Below are 22,577 nucleotides of genomic sequence, written 5' to 3'. Positions count from 1 at the left end.
AGGCGATCCCATGAACAAGTTCCCCCCTTTCCGCGGCGACGACGGCATGGCGACGGTCGAATACGCCATCGCCACCTTGGCCGCCGCCGCGCTGGCAGGCGTCCTTTACCTGATCGTCAACAGTGAGGCCGTCGTCGCCGGGCTCACCGCGCTCATCGAGCGGGCCTTGTCGGTGAAGTTCTGATGCCCGGCGGTGACCGCGGGTCCGTCACGGTGGAAGCCGCGCTCGGCATCGTCGCGCTGACCTTCGTCTCGGCACTGCTGCTGGCCGGGATCGGGGTCGCCGCCGATCAGCTCCGCTGCACCGACGCGGCCCGCGAGGCCGCCCGGCTCCTCGCCCGCGGCCAGCCCGCCCGCGCCGAACAGGCGGTGCGGGAGATCGCGCCGTCCGGCGCACGGCTGGACGTCGTCCGCGAAGGCGACTCCATCACCGCCGGCGTCGAGGTCGAACCGGTGGCCGGACTGCTGCCGGGCATCCGGCTGCGTTCTCACGCCTTCGCGATAGCCGAGCCAGGAGCAGGGCTGTGAGTGGGGACGATCGCGGCGTCGCGACCGTGTGGACCGCCTCGATCGTCGCCCTCCTGGTCTGCGCGGCGGCGTTCACCTTCTGGATCGGCGCCGCCGTCACGACCCGGCACCACACCGAAGCCGCGGCCGATCTGGCGGCGCTCGCCGCGGCCTCGTACGCGACGGACGGTCCCGGTGCGGCCTGCGAGCGGGCCCGCCAGGTCGCCGTCCGGATGTCGGTCACGCTGCTGACCTGCCGGTGGGAGCGAGGCGACGCCCTGGTCGAGGTCCGGTCAGAGAAGTCCGGACACCTGGCGGCCGCCGGGCGGGCGGAGGCACGGGCCAGAGCGGGGCCGGCCGACAGGCCACCGTGACGGACGTCGCACGGTGAACGGTCGTCCCGTCGGTGACCGGCCGGTACTACGCGCGGGTACCGCCGGGCGCGAGCAGCGGTCGTTGACGTGCGGCGAGCGGTCGAAGGCATGATCAGCGCTCCGCCGAACGGTCCCGCGCCGCTGGTTGTGAGCGTGGTCACCAGGGCGGGATGCCCTGTTCGGCTGCGCCGAACGGCGCCGTACCGGTCGTCGAGGCCCGTTAACCGGGCATACGCGTTCGGTCCGTCGAGTCGGACTACCGCACGTTCATCGCTGAGTAACCGCCGGTTGTCGCGTGAGGTCTTCTCCCGATGTGCAACTTGCCGTTTATTGAGATGTGCGCCACTTCGAGAAGGTCGCCGGGTGGCCACACACAGGACAGAGTTGACCTGAGGCAGGGACAGTAATGTTGGACGCGAATTGGCCGGACAGCTGGCGGGGTGCCTTCCGCATCGAGATGCGGGCGGAGGCGATCGGCCTCGCATGGCGTGGGTGGCCGGTGCTCCCGGGTGCCGAGCCCGCCGCGATCACCGCGGACGGCGACGACCTTGCCTGGCGGCGTCCCGTCCCGGCGCAGGACAACTGGCGTGAACTGACCGAAACCCACCCACACCAGGTCGCCACCTGGTTCGGCGACGACACGCACAGCCTCCTCGTGGCCACCGGCACCGTGCTAGACGCCATCGAGGTCGACGACGAGCTCGGCAAGGCGGCCGCCCGCTTGCTGCGCGCCACCGGTCACCCGGCCCCGATCGTCGCGATGCCGAACGGCCGCTGGCTGTTCCTCACCACCGTCGCCGCGAGCATCCCGCGGGAGCTGGCCGACCACGCCTCGATCCAGTGGCACGGCGCGAACGACTACATCCCGCTGCCCCCGTCGCCGTTCCAGCACGGTGTCGTGCACTGGCGGGTCAAGCCCGAGGTCTGGGGCTGGCAGCTGCCCGAGGCCGCCGACGTGCACGACGTGCTCGTTCGCGCGCTGACCGGTGACAAGGCCGCCACCCCCGTGGCGACCCTGACCACCGCCGCCTGATCAACCACAATTTCAAGCCACATCGATGTCAAACCACCAAGTGGCCTGACTGCGACCCGTGCTGACGCATCGCTCCGAGCACGGTGTCCAGAACGGCCACAGCCCCCGCCTTGTCCAGCGGATCGTTGCCGTTCCCGCACTTCGGCGACTGGACGCAGGACGGGCAGCCGGCCGGGCACTCGCAGGAAACGATCGCCTCCCGCGTTGCGGCCAGCCAAGGGACAATTGCGGCAAACCCGCGATCGGCGAATCCCGCACCCCCGGGATGGCCATCGTGCACGAACACCGTCGCCTCCCCGGTGTCCTCGTGCCACGCGGTAGAAACCCCGCCAATGTCCCAGCGGTCGCAAGTAGCGAACAGCGGTAGCAGGCCGATCGCCGCGTGCTCGGCGGCATGCAGGGCACCGGGGACGCGCGCCGGATCCAACTCGGCGCCCGTCCCCGGTGCCCCGCCAAATTCGCCGGTCCCCACCCAGGAGCCTCCGGTCCCCACCGGCTCCAGAACCCCGGCCCCCGGCCGATGGCCCCCGGTCCCCGCCACACCATCAGCAACCCCGGGGTCCCCGGAACCGCCGAGCAGCTCCGCCGAGATCGTGTACCAGACGGCACGGGTGTGCAGGCTCTGCTCCGGCAGGTCCAGCGGAGTCTGGTCCAGCACCTCGCCCGAAAGGCGTCTTCGCAGGTAGCCGACCACTTGCGAACTCACCGACACTTCGCCGAGGTTCACCGTGACCCCGCCGTGCACCCGGATCTCTTCGGTGCGCAGCACGCTGATGTCGACGATCTCGCGCGGTGACGTCGTCCAGTCCGGATCCTCCGCGTGCACCATGGCGAGCCCGGTCTCCAGATCCAGTTCGTCGACCACGTAGGACGAACCCTGGTGCAGGTACACCGCGCCGGGATGCACCGCGTAGCAGGCCGAGCTCGGATCGACCGTACCGAGCATCCGCCCGGAATCGGCCTCCACCACGGCGATCTGCTCACCGCCGGAGCCGCGGATGCCGACGTCGGCGTGCGGCCGGTCGCGTGAAGTCCAGTACCAGCCGCTCGTGCGGCGCCGGACGATCTTCTCCTTGACCAGATCGGCGAGCACGGCACGCGCCGCGTCACCGCCGAAGGCCGCGACCTCCGGTTCGGTCAGCGGGAGTTCGGCGATGGCGCAGGCCAGTTGCGGCGCCAGTACATACGGGTTCGACGGGTCGAGGACGGCGGCCTCCACCGGCCGGTCCAGGATCGCGGCCGGATGGTGCACGAGATAGGTGTCCAGCGGATCGTCGCGGGCCACGAAGACGACCAGTGCCGCGTCGCCCGCGCGCCCCGCCCTGCCCGCTTGCTGCCAGAACGACGCGAGCGTTCCCGGATAACCGGCCAGCACCACCGCGTCCAGCCCGGCGATGTCGACGCCGAGTTCCAGCGCGTTCGTCGTCGCCACACCGAGCAGCCGTCCGGACAGCAACGCCGCTTCGAGCGCGCGGCGCTCCTCTGGCAGGTATCCGGATCGATACGCGGCAACGGATTCCGCCAGTGCGCCGTCCACTTCGGACAGAATGCGCCGAGCGCCGAGCGCCGTCAGTTCGGCGCCGCGCCGCGACCGGACGAACGCCAGCGAGCGGGCGCCCTCGATGACCAGTTCGGCGAGGATCCGCGAAGCCTCCGCGCCGGCCGAGCGCCGCACCGGTGCCCCGTTCTCGCCGGAGATTTCCGACAGCAGCGGGGGTTCCCACAACGCGACCGTGCGGGCGCCACGCGGCGAGCCGTCCTCGGTGACCGGGACACAGTCCTGCCCGGACAGCTTCGAAGCGAACGCCGCCGGGTCGGCCGTCGTCGCGGACGCCAGAACGAAGACCGGCGAAGCGCCGTAGTACGCCGCGACCCGCCGCAGCCTGCGCAGCAGCAGCGCCACATGGGAACCGAAGACGCCGCGATAGCTGTGGCATTCGTCGACGACGACGAACGAGAGCCGGCGGAAGAACCGGGACCAGCGCGCGTGCGACGAGAGGATCCCGCGGTGCAGCATGTCCGGGTTCGTGAACACCCAGTTCGCGTGCGCGCGGACCCAGTCCCGCTCCTCCATCGGAGTGTCACCGTCGAATGACGCGGCCCGCGCCTTCTTGATGTCCAAAGAGGACACGGCACGCAACTGGTCGGCGCCGAGCGCCTTGGTCGGGGACAGGTACAGCGCGGAGACCCGCTCGTCCTCGACCAAGGTCGAGAGCACCGGCAACTGGTACGCGAGCGACTTGCCCGACGCGGTGCCGGTGGAGATCACGACGTGTTTGCCTTCGCGGACCAGCGACGCGGCTTCGGCCTGATGTCGCCACGGCGCCTTGACACCGCTCGCCGTCAGCGCCTCGACGACCGGAGCGGCCGCCCACTCCGGCCAGTCCACCGAATCCGCCGAACGAGCGGGCAGTTCGGCCACATGGGTGACCGGGTACAGCGAAGCCGGGATCCCCGCCGTCGCGCGGTCGAGAAGCCGCCGCCCCTTACCGAATTCCGCCGTGCCGTCCACCTTCCGAGCTTCGCACAGCACCCCGACAGAAACCGGCCGCCGTCGCACGGGCCTGCCGCCGGAAGGGGGAGCGGATGATCGATACAGTGATCAGGCTCACAAGGTAACGGAACGTGCGGTGGCGGGGACGCCTTGCCGTCCTCCATCCCTCTACCAATACACTCCCGCAATCCACACCGTCTGTGGCGAGCGTCATGTGAGACGTGCCTTGCAGTGCGACTAGCGTGACGTTCGGTTCAGATCCCCATGCCAGCGCGCGAGCCGCCGGTTCCTTCGGCGGATCGTCGTTGGTCAACGGCGACGTCTCCAGGAGGACGAATGTCCCGGCAGTTCCTCGCGGAGGGCGAACTCACGCTCTCCGGAGGTGGTTACACCATCGTCGGTGTAATCGCCGTGGTCGCCCTTGCCGCACTGGTCATCGGCTACGTTCTGCTCAAGGAGGTGCTGGCCGCGGGCCAGGGCACCACCAAGATGCAGGACATCGCGAAGGCAGTGCAGGAAGGTGCGGCTGCCTATCTGAAACGGCAGCGCAACACCCTCGTGATTTTCGGGGGAATCGTGTTCGTGCTGCTCTTCGCTTTGCCTGCCGATGACTGGAACGAGAAGATCGGCAGGTCGATCTTCTTCCTGGTCGGCGCGGGATTCTCCTTCGCGATCGGCTATCTCGGCATGTGGCTGGCGACGCAGGCGAACCTGCGGGTCGCGGCCGCTTCGCGTGAGCCCGGCGGTCGTGAGAAGGCGATGCGCCTGGCGTTCCGCACCGGTGGCGTCGTCGGCATGATCACCGTCGGCCTCGGCCTCTTCGGTGCCGCGGTGGTCGTCCTGGTCTACACCGGACAGGCCCCGAAGGTGTTGGAGGGCTTCGGTTTCGGTGCCGCGCTGATCGCGATGTTCATGCGTGTCGGCGGCGGTATCTTCACCAAGGCCGCCGACGTCGGCGCGGACCTGGTCGGCAAGGTCGAGCAGGGCATCCCCGAGGACGACCCGCGCAACGCGGCCACCATCGCCGACAACGTCGGTGACAACGTGGGTGACTGCGCCGGTATGGCGGCCGACCTCTTCGAGTCGTACGCGGTCATGCTCGTGGCGGCGCTGATCCTGGGTAGCACCGCCTTCGGCGTGCACGGCCTGATCTTCCCGCTCATCGTCCCCGCCATCGGCGTGATCACCGCGGTCATCGGCGTCTACATCACCAAGGCCAAGGTGGGCGAAGGCGGCCTGGTCACGATCAACCGCTCGTTCTACATCTCCGCGGGCATTTCCGCGGTGCTCTCGACGATCGCGGCGTTCGTCTACCTTCCCGGTTCGTTCTCCGAGTTCGGCGAGGCCTTCGCTGGCAAGTCGGGTAACCCCGCGGTCATCGCGACCCTCTCGGTGATCATCGGCATCGTGCTCGCCGCGATCATCCTCAAGCTCACCGGCTACTACACCGGCACCGAGTACAAGCCGGTCAAGGAGGTCGGCAAGTCGTCGGAAACCGGTGCCGCGACGGTGATCTTGGCCGGTATCTCAGTCGGTTTCGAATCCGCTGTGTACACCGCGCTGGTCATCGGCGCGGCCGTGTTCGGAGCCTTCCTCGTCGGTGGCGGTGTCGCGCTGTTCGCCGTGGCGCTGGCCGGTACCGGTCTGCTCACCACCGTCGGTGTCATCGTCGCCATGGACACCTTCGGCCCGATTTCGGACAACGCGCAGGGCATCGCCGAAATGTCGGGCGACGTCGACGAGGACGCGGCGCGGATCCTCACCGAGCTCGACGCGGTCGGCAACACCACCAAGGCCATCACCAAGGGCATCGCGATCGCCACGGCGGTCCTCGCGGCGACGGCGTTGTTCGGGTCCTATCAGGACGCGATCACCAAGGCGGTCGGCGACGGCAAGGAGTTCGTCGCGAACATCGTCGGCCCGGAGACGCTCGTCGGTGTGATCATCGGCGCGGCGGTCGTGTTCCTGTTCTCCGGTCTCGCGGTCAACGCGGTGTCCCGTGCCGCCGGCGCGGTCGTCTACGAAGTGCGCCGCCAGTTCCGCGACATCCCGGGGATCATGGAGGGCACCACGCGGCCCGAGTACGGCCGTGTCGTCGACATCGTCACGCGCGACTCGCTGCGTGAGCTGACCACTCCCGGTCTGCTCGCGGTCTTCGCCCCGATCGCGGTCGGTTTCGGTCTCGGCACCGGCGCGCTCGCCGGTTACCTGGGCGGTGCGATCGCGACCGGCACCCTGATGGCGATCTTCCTCGCCAACTCCGGTGGCGCCTGGGACAACGCGAAGAAGCTCGTGGAGGACGGAAGCCACGGCGGCAAGGGTTCGGACGCGCACGAGGCCACCATCATCGGTGACACCGTGGGTGACCCGTTCAAGGACACCGCCGGTCCGGCGATCAACCCGCTGATCAAGGTGATGAACCTGGTGTCGGTGCTGATCGCCCCGGCGGTCGTGCAGTTCTCGATCGGCCCGGACGCCAACGTCGGCGTCCGGATCGGGATCTCGCTGGTCGCCGTCGCGATCATCGTGGCAGCGATCGTCGTTTCCAAGCGCCGCGAGTCGGTTCTCTCCGACACGCCCGCGGAAGCGAAGGCGTAACGCCGAAAAGTATCGCGCGCCGGGCCCGTCACGGATTCTCCGTGGCGGGCCCGGCGGCTGTCCGGGGCAGGCTAATCTCTGCGCGTCACACTGAAATCCCGATCCGGGGGAGTCCCTGCCATGAGGCGTTCGATCGCCCTGCTCGCCGTCGCTTTCCTGCTGGCGGGCTGCGCCGGGACGCCGGCCGCCGCGCCTCCTTCTCCTGTGCCCGCCGCCGGAGGCTCGTGGATGGACGGCTTCTGCGGTTCGCTGATCGACTTCGCCAAGATCGGCGAATTCCGGATGCCCGACTTCGAGCAGGGTGACGTCGCGAACGCCCGGAACGCGATGGACGAAGCCTTCCGTGTGTTCGCCCCGGGTTTCGACAACGCCGTGACCGGACTGAACGGACTCGGCCCGGCGCCGAGTGCGGAAGCCGAGGCCGCGCGCGAGAGCATCGTCGACGCGCTGACGCCGATCCGGGACCAGGTCGTCGCGGCGAAGACCGAATTGGACGCCGCGCCGAAGGACGACAAAGCGGCCACGGCGCAGGCTGGGCTAGCGTTCCGGCGGATCGGGTCGGACATCAACGACATGCCCGACCCGTTCCAGCAGCTGGAAACGAACGCTTCACTGAAGGCGATGGCCGGGCAGGCACCGAACTGCAAGAAGCTGCCTTCCTGACCTTCTTGTCGTCACATTGATTTGCAATGCCCCCCGGTATCGGTACCGTCGGGGGCCAGCTGGGAAGTCGTCAGGTCGGGAGGTGTTTTCGTGCGGCCGCGGTTCACCGTTCTTGCCGCGCTGGCAACAGGTTTCGGGCTCGGCCTCGCCGGGTGCGGGCAGCAGCTCGCGGTGACTTCCCATGCCGGGCAAGAAGGCCTCGCGACGGTCAGCGCGTCGCAGGCCGACCCCGTCTCTGCCTGGGCGGAGGGATACTGCGGCGCGGCCGGAGGATTCGTGCGGACGCTGGCGACGTTGCCCAGCGTCGATCCGAGCACGCCCCAGCAGGCATCCCGGACCTCCAGTGAGCTGATGGCCTCGGTGGTCGAAGGACTGAACCGCACCTTGGCCGCGCTCGAGAACCTCGGTCCGTCTCCGGTCGCCGGTGGCGACGCCTCGCGAACGGCCGCCGTCGCCCAGCTCGACAGCATCCGCGTCCGCGCCGACGACGTCCGCCACCGTCTTGACTCCTCAACCGACGCCGAAGCGACGAAGACGGCGCTTCGCGACGCGAGGACCTCGCTCGACGAACTCGACCGTCTCGACCTCCTGAGGGGCCTTAACGACGTGCCTCAGCTCGCTTCGGCGAGCAGTCGGATCCAAGGTTGTCAGGAATTGGTCAAGCAACCTCGCTGAGTCACCGCGCTGTCACTGGCCATGACTCGAACCTGTGTTCTATTGTGTCGGGGTGGACGGGACGATCTCGCTCTTCTCGGCGGAGGCGAGCGGGCCTGGGCTCGCCGACCTCGCCGGTGTGCTGTGCGGGCCCGGGCGGATGACGGGCTTCGGGCGGACGGCCGCGCGGCTGTCCGCCGTGGTCGACGAGCCGTGGCGGGCGCGTGCCCTCGCCCGTGAATGCCGTCGGCGTGGTGCCGAGGCGCAGGTTTCGGCCGCCGAATGCGGGCGGCCACTCGTGAGAACGCCGTTCCGGGTCGATCTGCTGCCGCTGGAGCGGCGGTGGAGCCGGGGCGAGGTGAAGGTCCTGCCGGACGGGTTCCGGCTCGATGGAGCGATGCTGAGGATGTGGGCGCTGGCCGGCGGGAGCCCCCAGGGCAACGGTTACCTGCTCGCGCTTGATCCGGAGGCGCCGGAGACGCACGAGCGGCTGATCGCGGCGCTGGCCCAGCTGGGCGTGCCGGCGAAAGCGTCGAAGGGTGAAGAGGCGTTGCTGCGGGTCACCGGACGGCGGCGACTGGCGCACGTGCTGGAGCTGATCGGGGACGCGCCCGCCGGGGCGGAACCCGCTTGGCCGAGCCTGGTGCCCGTCGTGCGCGCCGGTTGAAGCTTCAAGAGGGGATGAACGGGACTTTCATTGCACTCTTGAGATAAAAGTCCCGTTCATCTCATCCGGGAGGCCACCGGTCAGGGCTTCGGCGCCTTGCAGTCCGGGTTCGTCAGGTTCAGCTCACTACGCGAAAGGCAGGAGGTCAGCTGATAGGTCTGCTCCCCGTAATTGATGCCCTTCCGTACGGTCACCTTCCCGGCCGCGTCGACCTCGCACGGGTTGTTCATCGTGCATCGCTGACCGCTTTCGTTGCCGGTGTTGTTGACGCCGACGACCTTGCCGGTCGAGGTCTCGATGATCGGCGACCCCGAGGTCCCGCCGATCGTCTTGCACGCCGGGGTGTACCTGATCGAGTCCTTCCAGACCCAGTCCGCCTCGTGCAGCTCGTGGACGAAGCCGTCGATGTCGCAGGAGTAGATTTTCTTCCAGTAGCCGGAGACCACGTCCATCGCGACACCGGCCGACGGACGAGTCGAGGAGAGCGTCAGCGGGGCGATACCGTAGGTCGTCTGGATCTTGGCGTAGCTGGTGTTGAGCTGGTAGAGCGAGACGTCCGTGTCGGTCATCGTCGCGTAGAGCAGCTTCTTCGCCTTTAGCGTGCCGAGCGACGAACGGCCGTCCTTGGACAGAAGGCTGAAGGTCCGTGACGAAGGTTGATTGACGATTACTTCTCCAGGGTCAGGAAAACCTTCTTGGAGGCAATGCCCGTTCGAAAGGACGAGGGCGGGGTCGTCGAGGCTGGCTTCGGGCGGCTTGACCACCGACCCGGAGCAGTTCGACAGCGCCACGGTTCCGGCGAACGTCGTCGCGGCCGCTTCCGCCGGGGCGGCTCCGACCAGGGCGGAGGCGGTCAGCATGGCGAACAGTGTGCCGAGGAGTCGTCGGGTCACGTGGAGTCCTTTCGGGTCGGCGTGGATATCAAGTGAAGCGTTGGCGGAAGGGGGCCACCACCGTCGAACGGAGGGTGTTCACGTCGTCACGCGGTACCCCGGGCGGACGTGTCGGACATCACGTGCTAGGTCTTGAAAGGAAACATCGGCGAGGTCAGCGGCGATGCGCTGGACACACGATCGGCGGCGTGTTGCACCACCTAGACGTGGTCCGGGTGGTGCGAGCGTGCACACTGACGGGTCGAGAGGCGGCGCGAAAGCGCCGAAGATGAGCGGAGAGCAGGACAGCGTGGCAGGAGCACGGACGAAGAAGACCGCGGCGTCGGACGACGGCGCGGGCCGTCGTCGGCTGGTGATCGTCGAGTCGCCGACCAAGGCCCGCAAAATCGCCCCGTACCTCGGCGTCAACTACGTCGTGGAGTCCTCCGTCGGACACATCCGCGACCTTCCCCGTGGCGCGGCCGACGTGCCCGCCCAGTACAAGGGCGAGTCGTGGGCGCGGCTGGGTGTCGACGTCGACAACGACTTCAAGGCGCTGTATGTCGTCACGCCGGACAAGAAGTCCAAGGTCACCGAGCTGAAGAGCCTCCTGAAGGACGTCGACGAGCTCTACCTCGCCACGGACCCCGACCGCGAGGGCGAGGCCATCGCGTGGCATCTGCTGGAGACCCTCAAGCCGAAGGTCCCGGTCCGCCGGATGGTCTTCCACGAGGTCACCGAGCAGGCGATCCGCGCCGCGGCCGACAGCACCCGTGAGCTCGACGGCGACCTGGTCGACGCGCAGGAAACCCGCCGCATCCTCGACCGGCTCTACGGCTACGAGGTCTCGCCCGTGCTGTGGAAGAAGGTCATGCCGAAGCTTTCGGCGGGCCGAGTGCAGTCCGTGGCGACCCGGATCGTGGTCGAGCGGGAGCGTGAGCGCATGCGCTTCACCTCGGCGTCGTACTGGGACATCTCGGCGACGATGGACGCCGGCGCCGAGGCATCGCCGCGGAACTTCCCGGCGCGGATGATCGCCGTCGACGGCGCGCGCCTGGCCACCGGCCGTGACTTCGGCTCGGACGGGCGGCTCAAGGCCTCGAACAACGAGATCCGCGTGCTGGCCGAGGTCGACGCGGTCCGGCTCGCCGAGGCGTTGAAGAACCGCGACTTCAAGGTCGCGAGTGTCGAAGAGAAGCCGTACACGCGGAAGCCGTACGCACCCTTCATGACCTCGACCCTGCAGCAGGAGGCGGGCCGCAAGCTGCGGTTCACCTCCGAGCGCACCATGCGGATCGCGCAGAAGCTGTACGAGAACGGTTACATCACTTATATGCGTACCGACTCCACGACGCTGTCGGAGTCGGCGATCTCGGCGGCGCGCAGCCAGGCGACGCAGCTGTACGGCAAGGAATACGTCTCGCCGTCGCCGCGCCAGTACACCCGCAAGGTGAAGAACGCGCAGGAAGCTCACGAGGCGATCCGTCCCTCCGGTGAGGTCTTCCGCACGCCGGGCCAGGTCGCGAAGGATCTGGACACCGACGAGTACCGCCTCTACGAGATGATCTGGCAGCGCACGATCGCGTCGCAGATGGCGGACGCGAAGGGCACCACGATGTCGGTGCGCATCGTCGGCACCGCCACCAGCGGTGAGGAGTGCACCTTCGCCTCTTCGGGCCGCACGATCACCTTCGCCGGGTTCCTCAAGGCGTACGTCGAGGCCGTCGACACCGAAAGCGGCGGCGAAGCGGACGACAAGCAAAGCCGACTGCCACAGCTGGTCAAGGACCAGGCGCTGACCGCGGGCGACCTGAGCCCGGACGGGCACACCACGTCGCCGCCGGCCCGCTACTCGGAGCCGAGCCTGGTCAGCAAGCTCGAAGAGCTGGGCATCGGCCGCCCGTCGACGTACGCGTCGATCATCAAGACCATCCAGGACCGCGGCTACGTGTGGAAGAAGGGTTCCGCGCTGGTGCCCTCCTGGGTCGCGTTCGCCGTGATCGGGTTGATGGAGCGGCACTTCGAGCGGCTGGTCGACTACGACTTCACCGCCGGCATGGAGGACGAACTCGACCGCATCGCCGCCGGTGACGAGCACCGCACGCAGTGGCTGTCGAAGTTCTACTTCGGCGGTGACATGGGCGTCGACGGTTCCGTCGGTCGCCTCGGCGGGCTGAAGAAGCTGGTCGGCTCGGGTGTCGAGGACATCGACGCCCGCGAGATCAACTCGATCCCGCTGTTCAGCGACCCCGACGGCCACACCGTCGTCGTGCGCGTCGGCCGCTACGGCCCGTACCTCGAGCGTGAGGTCGACGGCACGTCGCAACGGGCGAACCTGCCCGAGGACCTGCCGCCGGACGAGCTGACCCTGGAACTCGCCGAGAAGCTGTTCGCGACGCCGCAGGAAGGCCGCGTGCTCGGCACCGACCCGGTCAGCGGACATGAGATCGTGGCGAAGGAAGGCCGCTTCGGGCCGTACGTCACCGAGCTCCTGCCCGAGCCGGAGCCGCTTCCCGAGACCGCGACGGCCGCGCAGAAGAAGGCCGCGAAGGCGAAGCAGCCGAAGCCGCGTACGGGTTCGCTGTTCAAGTCCATGTCGATCGAGACGATGAACCTCGAAGACGCGCTGAAGCTGCTCTCGCTTCCGCGTGTGGTCGGCAAGGACCCGGAATCCGGCGACGAGATCACCGCCCAGAACGGGCGCTACGGGCCGTACCTGAAGAAGGGCACGGACTCACGTTCGCTCACGACCGAGGACCAGCTCTTCGAGATCACGCTCGAAGAGGCACTGAAGATCTACTCGGAGCCGAAGCAACGTGGCCGGTCCGCGACCGCGAAGCCGCCGCTCAAGGAATTGGGCGACGACCCGGTGTCGGGTAAGCCGATGGTGGTCAAGGACGGCCGCTTCGGTCCGTACGTGACCGATGGCGAGTACAACGCGACGCTGCGGAAGTCGGACAGCATCGAGGAACTGACCGCCGAGCGCGGTGCCGAACTGCTGGCGGAGAAGCGCGCGAAGGGCCCCGCGCCCAAGCGTAAGGCTCCGGCGCGGAAGCCCGCGGCCGCCAAGACGACCGCGGCCAAGAAGACCACCGCGACCAAGAAGACCACCGCGACCAAGTCGACGGCGGCGAAGACGACAGCGGCCAAGAAGCCCGCTTCGCGTTCGACGGCCACGAAGACGAAGTAGTCCCTTCGAGCGCTATGAACGGTCCGTTACTTGCAGAATTTGCAAGTAACGGACCGTTCATGGCATCCGGGGGGGTCGGTCAGGAACGAAGGCTCGCCCAGAAGCCGCACCGATGATCGGCGTTGTGGTCGACGGGCCGGATCGCGTCCGACGCCTGGCTCAGCCGAGCGAATCCGTCGGCCGGACACCGCTCACCGACCGCTCGCCGACCGGCCTCGCCCGTTCGAACAAAAGTTCTAAAAATTGTCGGTACCAGGGTGTTCAATGGTCAGGTGAGCACTTCAACGACCGCTGTCTTCGACGTCATCGACGAGGTCATCGCCCCGCTGGCCGCCGAGGTTCCGGAGCGTCCCTCGGTGATGGAGTTCTACGATCCGGAACTCGCCGTGCCACCCGTGCTGGCCGACGAGGAGCCGACTCCAGGGCTCACCCTTGCCGAGGAGGTGGAGCAGTACACCCGGTTCGTCAGCGGAATGGCGGCGATCGGACTCGCCCCCGGCGGTGAGGTCACGCCCGAGGCCGTCGGGCTTTATCGCGCGCTGCGCGGCGGGTTCATCCGCGGCGTGGTGACCGGGGTCTTCCCGGCGCGCCCGGAGCCGTGGGAGGTCCGGTTCTTCGGCGACGAGGACTACACCACGGTGCTGAACAAGCTCGGCAGGCGAGCGCGGCTGCGGTCCGGTTTCCTCAGCGCGCTGCCGGGCTGGGTGTTCGACGGGCTGCCCGACCACCCGACTGGCCCCGGCGAGACCGTGCGCATCCGGACGGACGCGGGCGGGCTGATCCCGCTGGGGGCCCGTGAGGCCGTCGAGGTGATCCGTGAGGGTGCTTCGCGGCCGCGTCACGGCACCGTCCTGGTCGATCTCGCGGTGCGGAACTCGATTCTCGCCGAGTACCCGCACGGCGCGTTCGGCCTGGTGGACAACGACCTCGGCCGGTACCAGTTCAGCGCGGCGATGGACGCCGACGGCAGCTGGACGCTCACCTGGGGTCCGGCCAGCCGGTCGATGGCCGAACAGTGGATCGTGAAGGCGGTGCAGAACCATGCGTGAGGCGACGACGGTGAAGGAACTGATGAAGCGCGCCGCCGAGCCGGTGCTGCGCGCGGTGCCCGAGCGCCGGAGTGTGTACCTGGGGTACGACCCGGAGATCACCGACGACGAGATCCGCCGCCTGTGCCCGTCCTACGACGGGCCGGCGGATCTCGTCACCCAGGCCGAGCGGTACGCGGCCAAGGCGGCGATGCTCGAAGAGGCCGGGCTGATGGAGAACGGCGAGATCCATCCCGCCGCGATCCAGATGCACGGCGTGATGCTGCGGGGTTCGGTGCGAGGCGTCCTCACCGGCGTCTTCGCGTCCGCGCCCCGCGCGGTACGGGTCGATTGCTACGGCGACGGGCACCAGGCGGTCGTCTGGCGGATGCGGTCGGGACGGCGGACCACGTTCAGCCTGAGCGACTTCGGCGAACTGGGCTCCCGCGTGTTCGGCGGGCTCCCGCACGTCCCGGCAGGTGAAGTGGCCCCGATGCGCATCCGGATCGACGAGCACGGTGTGCCGCTGCCCGGCCAGGACGAAGAAGTCGGCTTGGTCGGCGACACACTGATTAGGCCGCGAACCGGGACGGCGATCCTCGATCTGGTCGCCTTCGGCGGGCTGAACGCCGAGTACCCGGACTACGGATTCGTGATCGTCGACAACGATCTGGGGAGGTTCGTGTTGTACGCCGCCCCTTCCGAAGGGTGGCTGATGTTCGGTGGAATGGACCGCCCGGCACTGGCGGGCTGGCTGCACGAGGCGGTGGACTTGAGCCGGACGTAGCCGCAATTCATGCGATGACTCGGGGGAGGGCGGGCGATGGACCTGGACCGGCGCGCGGCGGACGCGTGGTTCCGGCGGCGAGGGCTGCCGATGGTCATCCACCGGCGAAGGCGCGGCGCGGGCATGTTGCGCCGGTCGACGCCGGGACTGGTCTTCCTGTGCCTGCTCGACCTGCTGCTGGCCGGGTTGCTGAAGCTCCTCGACGTGCCCCAGGACGTGCTCGAAGCCAGGATGCGTGACAGCGGCCTCGCCTACGTCCTCGGCGTACTGGCGTTGACGTTCGCCGTGGTCGTGGTGCCGGTGGTCGGCGGGCGCCTGATGGCGAAGCTGCTCCGGGCGCTGCACCGCACCCGGGTTCGGCTGGCCGTCATGGTCGCGACGATCGGGTTCTGGGTGTCAATGCTGCCGCTCGGCGAGCGGCTCACCGGACTGGTGCCGTGGAGCGACCCGCTATGGCGCGCCGTGCTCACCAACCTGGCCGCGCTGGCCGTGCTGATGCTGCTGGTGCGGATCGGGGTCGGCTCGATCCTGACCTGGGCGGCGCGGAGCGCGGTCGCGCAGGTCAGGGCCATCGGCACGCTCGCGTCGCGGGCGTTGCCGCTGCTCCTGCTGGTGGTGATGTTCAGCTTCTTCACCGCCGAGCTGTGGCAGGCCGTGGAACGCCTGAGCCCGGGACGGTTGTGGCTGGTGGTCGGCTTCCTCGTCGTGATCGGAGCGGTGTTCCTGGCGTCGATGCTGTCCGACGAGATGAAGGAGCTGATGTCCTGGACCCTGGAACCCGGGGCGGCCGTCCTGCGCGGCACGCCGTTCGACGACGACACTCCGCCGCCCGGCCGTCGTGTGCCGGCGAAAGCCACTCTTACGAAGACAGAGCGGCTGAACATCGGCCTGGTGCTGTTCTTCGCCCAGGCGGTGCAGATCGTGGCGTTCGGGGTACTGGTGTTCGCCTTCTTCATCGTGTTCGGGGTGCTGATCCTCCGGCCGGAGGTCGTGACGGAGTTCGCAGGCCGTGAATCGGCGCCCGGAACACTGCTGGGTGTCCCCCTCCCGGTGAGTTCCGCCCTCATCAATGTCTCCCTTTTCCTTGCGGTTTTCTCCGGTTTGTACTTTGCCGCTTCAACCGCGACAGATGCCCGGTACCGGCGTTCTTTCTTCGAACCTTTGCTGGAGGATGTGAAGATCAGCCTTGCCGCGCGTGACATTTATCTGGCCCATTGGGCGGATGTGCGCCGAACCGAGGTGGTTACCCTGGAAGCAGAGGACATTCCCTAGTGAGGTGGTCACCATGAGCGGGAAGGGCGAAGCCCCCTTCTTCGATGCCCCCGAGTTCGTGAAAGGCGACGGCACTCAGGCAGATCCTCCAGGCGACACCTTCACCGACCCGATGTCCGGGCTGGTCACGACCAATACAGTGCCGCCATCGGACCCCTCGGCCGAGGCCGGGGACGATCGCCTGCCCATCCCCGGACCGGTCCAGCACGACCCCGAAGTCGTGAGCCGGATGGTCAACGCGGCGATGCTGGCGGACGAACAACCCGCCAGGACACCCGGCGGTGAGCAGTCCGCCCTCCTTCCGCCCGTGGGGATCGTCAGCACGGTCGGTGAGCAAGGCGTTACGCCGATCGGGATCCTGCCCCAGCAGCGCACGTGGCCGTCGAGGCCGCCGCAGCTGCTTCGTCAGCCTCGCCGGATAAGGCAGGAAGAGCCGGTCGAGGTCGATGAAGAGGCCGAGGTCGAAATCCGGCGAGCCAAGCGTTCGATGCAGCTTCCGAGGCTCGGCAAGCCGTCGTCGAACACCACCGGTGTGATGATCGCGATCGCGCTCATGATCGTCTTCGCGGTCCTCGCTATTCAGCTGCTGGCCAGCCTGTTCAACAGCATCGCGGGGATCTTCGGGTAACCCGTCCGGCGGTAGCGCCGGACGGGGCCGTCCATCTCGACGTCACCCATCGGGATACCCTGGCCATACGGTCGGGGGACTCGGCGTACACCCGGGTTGTTCGGCGCCGCGTGACTAGTGGGGTGGGCGTATCAGCGAGGGCGTGCAGTCAGTGCCCGAAGCGGGCACGGGTGGATCTTCGGGCCGTGACGCCTCCACCATCCACCGCGCGCGGCGGGTGCTGGCGATCAAGCCGTTCCGCCGGCTTTGGGGTGTCAGCTATCTGTGCAGTGTCGCGGACTGGCTGAACCTGCTCACGCTGACCGGTCTGGTCACCAAGCTGACCGACAGCTATGCCGCGCAGAACTTCGCGTTCGTCGGTGTCGTGCTGACGTCGCTGCTGCCGGGCCTGCTGTTCGCCCCGCTGGGGGGGCTGCTCGCCGACCGGTTCGACCGGCGCAAGGTGATGGTGCTCTGCGACCTCGGCCGGTGCGGATTCCTGCTGTCGATCGCGTTCGTCGGCACGCCGTGGTGGGTGTTCGCCGGGAACTTCCTGGTCGGCTGCTGCGCGATGATGTGGATCCCGTCGAAGGACGCGGCGGTGCCGAACCTGCTGCGCCGCCCGGACCAGGTCGAGACGGCCAACCAGCTCGGCATGGTGATGACCTACGGCCTCGCGGTGATCACCGCGGCCGGGGCGAACGCCCTGCTCACCGGTAGCAACACCACGTTCCACTTCTTCCAGGGCGATGCCCAGCTCGGCATCGCGAAGGTCGCCGTCGTCATCACCGGCCTGCTGTACCTGACCAGCGCGATCGTGATCGCCACCCGGATTCCCGAGCTCTCGCTGCGCAACGTCCACACGGTCGAGAAACCCAAGGTCAAGGCGGCGGACGAGGAGAAGTTCGGCTTCCGCCAGATGATCTCCGACGGCGCCCGCTTCGTGCGGACGACGCCGTTGGTGCGCGGGCTGATGATCGGCGCGTTCGGCGCGTTCGCCGCCGGTGGCGCGGTGATCGGTTCGGCCAAGCCGTACTCGTCCAGCCTGCTCGGCGGTGACGCGGCGTTCAACCTCCTCGTCCTCGCCGTCTTCCTCGGGCTCGCCACCGGGATGGCCGTTGCTCCGAAGCTCGCCCGGCGGCTCGCGCACGACCGGTTGTTCGGGATCTCGATCGTCGCCGCGGGCCTGTGTCTCATCGTCGTCGCGCTGTCGCCGCACCTCGCCGTTTCGCTGGTCGCGGTCGCCGCCGTCGGGGTGTGGGCTGGGACGGCGTTCCTGACCGGTGTCACGATCATCGGTTCGCGGATCGAGGACGACATCCGTGGCCGGATCAACGCGATCTACCAGTCGTTGATGAAGATCGTGCTGTTCGGCTCGACGGTGCTGGTGCCGGTGCTGATCAGCGCGGTCCAGCAGACCGAGCTCACCTTGTGGGGCGGCACGATCACGATCGACGGCACCCGGCCGGTGATGATCGGCGGTGGTGTCCTGGCGTTGATCGCGGGCCTCGTCGCCTACCGGCAGATGGACGACAGGCGTGCCGAGCCGATCCTCGCCGATCTCCGCAACGCCTTGCGGCGCAGCCCGCGCCGCGTCAACGGGCTGCTGATCGCGCTCGAGGGCACCCGGGCCATCAACACCGAGACCCAGGCCGCGCGGCTGGCCGAATGGCTGCGCACGGGGACGCGTCCCGTTGTGCTGGCCGCCGACCCGGCCCTGGACGACCAGCGGCTCGCGAAGCTGCTCTCCGGCGCTTCGCTGACCGGTGCGCGGGCGCAGGCGCTCGCCGCCGCCGCGGTGCGGGCGGACATCGTGGAACGGGACATCCAGCCCGCGCTCGACGCCGGTTCCGTCGTGGTGATGGAACGGTTCGTGGACTCGCCGCTGGCGCATCTGTCCGCGGTCGCCGGGTTGGACAGCCAGGAACTCGAAGGGCTCGCCGACTGGGCGACCAACCGGCTGCGGCCGGACATCACCGTCCTGCTCGACGCCGATCCCGGCACGGTGATGCGGAAGTCGGAGTCGCTGGACGCGCAGTGGCGGGTGCAGCATCTGCTCACGGAAATGGCCGCCGCGGACCCGGACCGGTATGTGGTGGTCGACGCGGACGGTACCGAGGACGAAGTGAGCGACCGGGTGCGGACCGCGGTTCGCGCGGTGCTCGTCGGCAGGCTCGCCGGGCTCGCTCCGGTGGAGGAAAAGGTCGAGGCGAGATGACGGAAACCCCTGTGCTGATCGGTGTCTGGAAGCAACTCGTCGGCCAGGAACCCGCCGCGCGCATCCTTTCTTCGGCGTCGACGGCGGCCGCGCGGATCATCGAGAACCAGCCTGTCGCGCCAGGGGCGATGACCCACGCGTGGCTGGTGACCGGTCCGCCGGGTTCGGGTCGCTCAACCGCCGCGAGAGTGTTCGCGGCGGCGTTGCAGTGCAGCACCGGCCTCGGTTGCGGCGAATGCCCCGGTTGTCGCACCGTGCTCGCCGGCACGCACGCCGACGTCAAGCTCGTCGCGCCGGAAGGCCTTTCGATCTCCGTCGCCGAAATGCGTTCGCTGGTGCAGTCCGCCGCTCGCCTCCCGACCACCGGGCGGTGGCAAGTGGTGGTCATCGAGGACGCCGACAGGTTGACCGAAGGCGCGTCGAACGCGTTGCTGAAGGCCGTCGAGGAGCCGCCGGAACGCACGGTGTTCCTGCTGTGCGCGCCGTCCGATCACCCGGACGACGTCTCGGTGACGATCCGCTCGCGGTGCCGCCTGGTCACCCTGCGGACTCCGCCCGCCGAGGCGATCGCGCGGGTGCTCGTGGAACGGGACGGCATCGATCCCGAACGCGCGCGGTGGGCCGCGTCCGTCTCGAGTGGACATGTCGGCCGTGCGCGGCGGCTCGCCACCGATGAGGCGGCCCGGCAGCGGCGGGCGACGGTGCTGCGGATCCCGCTCGGCCTGCGTCGTCCGTCCGATGTGTTCACTTGTGCCGATCAGCTGATCAGCGCGGCCGAGGCCGACGCGGGTGAGGAGAGCAAGGTCCGCGACGAGGCCGAACGGTCCGAACTCCGCACCGCGATGGGCGGTGACGGCATCGGAAAGGGTGTCTCGGGCGCGAAACGTGCCGCCGAAGCCGCGGTGAAGCAGCTCGAGAAGCGCCAGAAGTCACGCGCGACCCGAACCCAGCGGGACACCCTCGACCTCGCGCTGGTGGACCTCGCCGCGTTCTATCGGGACGTGCTGGTGACCGCGAGCGGCGCGGGCGCGACGCTGAACCACCCCGACCACTCGTCGGAAATCGCGCAGGCCGCCTCCGCCTGGGCGCCGGACTCGATCCTGCGCCGACTCGAAGCCGTGCTGGAATGCCGCGACGCCATCGACCTGAACGTGAAACCGCGGATCGCCGTCGAAGCCATGGTCACCACCCTGCGCCAAGGCTGATGCGCCTACCCCACCCCCCGCCCGTCCCAAGGGGGGCGACCCCGAGTCCAGTCTACCGGGGTGGAGGGCGGAAAAGTGCTGGTGGCGGGAGTTGTCCACAGGTTGGGGTGGTTGTGGACAAGCGCTGTGGGTAAGTGAAGGAGATTCGGGTGGGGCGTGATGGGAGCCTTCGCCGCATAGGACGCGGTGAAGGGAGCTTTCGCCGCGTCGCATGCGGGGAAAGTCCCCTTCAGCCAGCATCGTGACCGCGCGCGAATGCCGAGTTTGGGACGCTCAGCGTCTCCAATGAGGCATTGGGGACATGGCCGACCTGGTCGAAGCGAAGGGGACCTTCACCGCAGCAAAGCGGCGAAGGTCCCCGTCAGCTACAGGCGCGACTGAAGGCGGTACGAACGGGCCTCCCACGCGGGGGCAAGGCGCGAAAGGACCGTTCATCGCGTTTAGTCCTCCGAGCGCGGCCGCGGCGAAGGCTTGAAGCCCGGCGAGCCCTTCGGAGAGACAGGAACCACCGAAAGCCGCCGCCGTCCCGGCATGGCCGCCACGAGGACGACACCGATCAGCAGCATCGCGGTACCCGCCCAGAACATCGGCACCGTGTCGTACGCGCCGTTGGTGTAGGCCAGGTTCTTGACCGGGCCCTTCGGCGCCGCGCCACCGTTGTTGCCCGCGGGCGGCGGGGTCACGGTGCCGCATTCGACGCCGCCGGCCGGTGCGTGCGCACGGGCGATCTGCTCGCCGAGCGAGATCTGTGCCAGCGACGACGGCAGGTTCTTCGCGGCCTCCGGCGGCAGCGCCTTCTGCAGCGCGGTGGTCGGCAGGATCTGCAGATCCAGCAGCCGCGCCGAGGCGCCCAGCTGGTAACCCTTGAACGGCGAGGTCGTGTCGCTCGACTTCTGGTTCAGCCCGGCGATCGACAGCTTCAGCACCCCGAGGTCGAGGGTGAGCCCGTTCCCGGCCTCGCCGCCCGGAAGCTGCTTCGTGGCACCGTTCAGCATCTCGGCGAGACCGCCGATGACCGGCACGTTCTTCAGCTGTTCGAAGCCCGGCACCTGCTTGAGCGACGGCAGCGGGATCCCGACCGGGATGTCCTTGGTCGGGTTGTTCGCGTCGAGGGTGAACAGCACCTTGTCGCCGCGCACGATCTGCAGCACCGGCGCGGTGTACTCGACCTTCGACGTCTTCTTGTCGCCGGTCGAGGTGACCCGCAGCGTCGGCTGGCTGGCGACCTTGATCGTCAGGCCGAGCGGTGTGCCCTTCAACAGTTCGATACTGGCCGCCTGCAGGGTCGACGTCGATTCGACGGCCTTGTTCTTCGTACCGGGAATGTCGACCAGCCGCACGGTCGACCGCGACGACAGCGTGTTCGGCAGGCTCAGCACGGCGCCCTTGCCGTCGCTGCTGGCGCTGGTTCCCGAAAGGAGCCCGCCCAGATTCGCAAGCGGGCCCGGAAGCCCCTTGAGACCGGCTTGGAGCTGCTCGCTCGCCTGGGTCAGCTGCTCGGCGCCCGGGATGTTCGGGATGGTCGGCAGCAGCGCGAGGTTCGCGATCGACGTGCTCGAGTCGGCGATCGTGCCGACGCACGGCCCGAGCGTCGGGCTCCAGCGCGCGTGCGCCTCGCCGTTCAGCAGGCCGAGGTTGAACAGCGGGTTCTTCGGCGCGTTGAGGCCGCCGCTGATCGGTTTCGGGTTGTCCGGCAGCGCCGTCTGCACGAGGCTGCCCGGCGTCTGCGGCGCGTTGCCCGCGGCCGACAGGCCGAACGGCGACGACTGCGCGATCGACTTCTCGTAGCTCAGGTAGGCCTCGGAGTTGGCCTGCGCGCTGGAAAGCCCCATCCCGGCTTCGAGCGCGGACTGCTTCGGCAGCAGCTTGTCCGCTCCGGGCAGGATGGCGCTCGTCGGCACCGCGTTGGGCAGCAGCCGGAGCACACCGAGCGCCGCACCCGCGTCACCCACCGCCTTCCCGAGCGGCTGCGGGCCGATGGGCGCCGACATCGGCGGCTGCCCTGGATGGGCCGGATCGGGGATCGGCGTGGTCGGGATGTCCTGGGCGATCGCCGGAGCCGCGGTCAGCAGAAGCAGAGCCGCGGCGGCCGGGAGCGCCAGCACACGGGGCAGTCGTCGCCGCATGAACAGGTCCTCCAGTGGGGAAGGCCGATCTTGGGGGACTGAGACCGGCGTCATAGGACCTAACGACGGTGGCCCCGGAAGGTGACGTTCAACCCCTCCGCTACACTGGTCATCGTCATCGGGTGCGAGCCCGATGTCTGCCGCCTTAGCTCAGTCGGCCAGAGCGATTCACTCGTAATGAATAGGTCAGGGGTTCGATTCCCCTAGGCGGCTCCGCAGGTCAGGGCCCCATTCGGACACTCCGGATGGGGCCCTGACCCGTTTCCGGGACAAGCCTCGAAC

The 22,577-nt window shown here is 68.6% G+C and carries 18 protein-coding genes and 1 tRNA gene; 16 read left to right on the top strand and 3 right to left on the bottom strand.

Going from position 1 to position 22,577, the window contains the following annotated elements:
- Positions 1-10: 10 nt before the first annotated feature.
- The 4 genes from ACM6LR_RS05245 (at position 11) to ACM6LR_RS05230 (ending at position 1,914) form a co-directional block, all read left to right on the top strand.
- Entirely contained in the window at positions 11-184 is a 174-nt protein-coding gene (locus ACM6LR_RS05245; protein WP_414937022.1) for a DUF4244 domain-containing protein, read from the top strand.
- The gene (locus ACM6LR_RS05240) at positions 184-528 is read left to right on the top strand and encodes a TadE family type IV pilus minor pilin (protein ID WP_414937023.1); all 345 of its coding nucleotides are present in this window, start codon (positions 184-186) and stop codon (positions 526-528) included. The genes ACM6LR_RS05245 and ACM6LR_RS05240 overlap by 1 nt, the downstream gene beginning before the upstream one ends.
- Entirely contained in the window at positions 525-881 is a 357-nt protein-coding gene (locus tag ACM6LR_RS05235; protein ID WP_414937024.1) for an Rv3654c family TadE-like protein, read from the top strand. The genes ACM6LR_RS05240 and ACM6LR_RS05235 overlap by 4 nt, the downstream gene beginning before the upstream one ends.
- 406 nt (positions 882-1,287) lie before the next feature.
- The gene (locus ACM6LR_RS05230) at positions 1,288-1,914 is read left to right on the top strand and encodes a bifunctional DNA primase/polymerase (protein ID WP_414937025.1); all 627 of its coding nucleotides are present in this window, start codon (positions 1,288-1,290) and stop codon (positions 1,912-1,914) included.
- Positions 1,915-1,942: 28 nt separating this feature from the next.
- Here the strand turns inward: ACM6LR_RS05230 and ACM6LR_RS05225 are convergent, their stop codons facing one another.
- Entirely contained in the window at positions 1,943-4,426 is a 2,484-nt protein-coding gene (locus tag ACM6LR_RS05225) for a DEAD/DEAH box helicase (RefSeq protein ID WP_414943273.1), read from the bottom strand.
- 318 nt (positions 4,427-4,744) lie between these two features.
- On the opposite strand from ACM6LR_RS05225, the gene ACM6LR_RS05220 reads away from it, so the two are divergent.
- The 4 genes from ACM6LR_RS05220 to ACM6LR_RS05205 all read left to right on the top strand — a co-directional run bounded on the left by ACM6LR_RS05220 (position 4,745) and on the right by ACM6LR_RS05205 (position 8,990).
- Entirely contained in the window at positions 4,745-7,006 is a 2,262-nt protein-coding gene (locus ACM6LR_RS05220; protein ID WP_414937027.1) for a sodium-translocating pyrophosphatase, read from the top strand.
- 120 nt (positions 7,007-7,126) lie between these two features.
- Positions 7,127-7,669 (top strand): hypothetical protein, encoded by a 543-nt coding sequence (locus ACM6LR_RS05215; RefSeq protein WP_414937028.1) that lies wholly within the window; start codon positions 7,127-7,129, stop codon positions 7,667-7,669.
- 90 nt (positions 7,670-7,759) lie between these two features.
- A complete protein-coding gene (locus ACM6LR_RS05210) occupies positions 7,760-8,344 on the top strand; it encodes a hypothetical protein (RefSeq protein WP_414937029.1) in 585 nt (194 codons plus the stop codon).
- Between the two features lie 52 nt (positions 8,345-8,396).
- Positions 8,397-8,990 carry a hypothetical protein gene (locus ACM6LR_RS05205; protein WP_414937030.1) on the top strand — a complete coding sequence of 198 codons (594 nt, stop codon included), beginning with the start codon at positions 8,397-8,399 and terminating at the stop codon, positions 8,988-8,990.
- Positions 8,991-9,070: 80 nt separating this feature from the next.
- Here the strand turns inward: ACM6LR_RS05205 and ACM6LR_RS05200 are convergent, their stop codons facing one another.
- Positions 9,071-9,883 (bottom strand): S1 family peptidase, encoded by an 813-nt coding sequence (locus ACM6LR_RS05200; RefSeq protein WP_414943272.1) that lies wholly within the window; start codon positions 9,881-9,883, stop codon positions 9,071-9,073.
- Positions 9,884-10,151: 268 nt separating this feature from the next.
- Between ACM6LR_RS05200 and topA the strand changes: the two genes are divergently transcribed.
- The 7 genes from topA to ACM6LR_RS05165 all read left to right on the top strand — a co-directional run bounded on the left by topA (position 10,152) and on the right by ACM6LR_RS05165 (position 20,169).
- Positions 10,152-13,052 (top strand): type I DNA topoisomerase, encoded by a 2,901-nt coding sequence (gene topA / locus ACM6LR_RS05195; protein WP_414943271.1) that lies wholly within the window; start codon positions 10,152-10,154, stop codon positions 13,050-13,052.
- A gap of 257 nt (positions 13,053-13,309) precedes the next feature.
- Positions 13,310-14,101 carry an ESX secretion-associated protein EspG gene (locus ACM6LR_RS05190; RefSeq protein WP_414941905.1) on the top strand — a complete coding sequence of 264 codons (792 nt, stop codon included), beginning with the start codon at positions 13,310-13,312 and terminating at the stop codon, positions 14,099-14,101.
- A complete protein-coding gene (locus tag ACM6LR_RS05185; RefSeq protein WP_414941906.1) occupies positions 14,094-14,867 on the top strand; it encodes an ESX secretion-associated protein EspG in 774 nt (257 codons plus the stop codon). Before ACM6LR_RS05190 ends, ACM6LR_RS05185 begins: the two co-directional genes overlap by 8 nt.
- Positions 14,868-14,903: 36 nt before the next feature.
- Positions 14,904-16,139, top strand: a complete 1,236-nt coding sequence (locus tag ACM6LR_RS05180; RefSeq protein WP_414943270.1) for a hypothetical protein — start codon at positions 14,904-14,906, stop codon at positions 16,137-16,139.
- Between the two features lie 13 nt (positions 16,140-16,152).
- Positions 16,153-16,767: a hypothetical protein gene (locus tag ACM6LR_RS05175; RefSeq protein WP_414941909.1), complete on the top strand. Its 615-nt coding sequence runs from the start codon at positions 16,153-16,155 to the stop codon at positions 16,765-16,767.
- 142 nt (positions 16,768-16,909) lie between these two features.
- Positions 16,910-18,964 carry a bifunctional MFS transporter/dTMP kinase gene (locus tag ACM6LR_RS05170; protein WP_414943269.1) on the top strand — a complete coding sequence of 685 codons (2,055 nt, stop codon included), beginning with the start codon at positions 16,910-16,912 and terminating at the stop codon, positions 18,962-18,964.
- Complete coding sequence (locus ACM6LR_RS05165) at positions 18,961-20,169, top strand: DNA polymerase III subunit delta' (protein ID WP_414941912.1); 1,209 nt, start codon at positions 18,961-18,963, stop codon at positions 20,167-20,169. Before ACM6LR_RS05170 ends, ACM6LR_RS05165 begins: the two co-directional genes overlap by 4 nt.
- A gap of 440 nt (positions 20,170-20,609) precedes the next feature.
- On the opposite strand, the gene ACM6LR_RS05160 is transcribed toward ACM6LR_RS05165, so the two are convergent.
- Positions 20,610-22,295: a hypothetical protein gene (locus ACM6LR_RS05160; RefSeq protein ID WP_414941913.1), complete on the bottom strand. Its 1,686-nt coding sequence runs from the start codon at positions 22,293-22,295 to the stop codon at positions 20,610-20,612.
- A gap of 139 nt (positions 22,296-22,434) precedes the next feature.
- Here ACM6LR_RS05160 and ACM6LR_RS05155 point away from each other — a divergent pair.
- A tRNA-Thr gene (locus ACM6LR_RS05155) sits at positions 22,435-22,508 on the top strand.
- Positions 22,509-22,577: the final 69 nt, after the last annotated feature.

It is taken from the genome of Amycolatopsis sp. cmx-11-32, from assembly GCF_047608695.1.
Lineage (GTDB): Bacteria > Actinomycetota > Actinomycetes > Mycobacteriales > Pseudonocardiaceae > Amycolatopsis.
The sequence above is the reverse complement of the archived record's forward strand: the minus strand, read 5'-3'. Positions and strand labels throughout refer to the sequence as shown.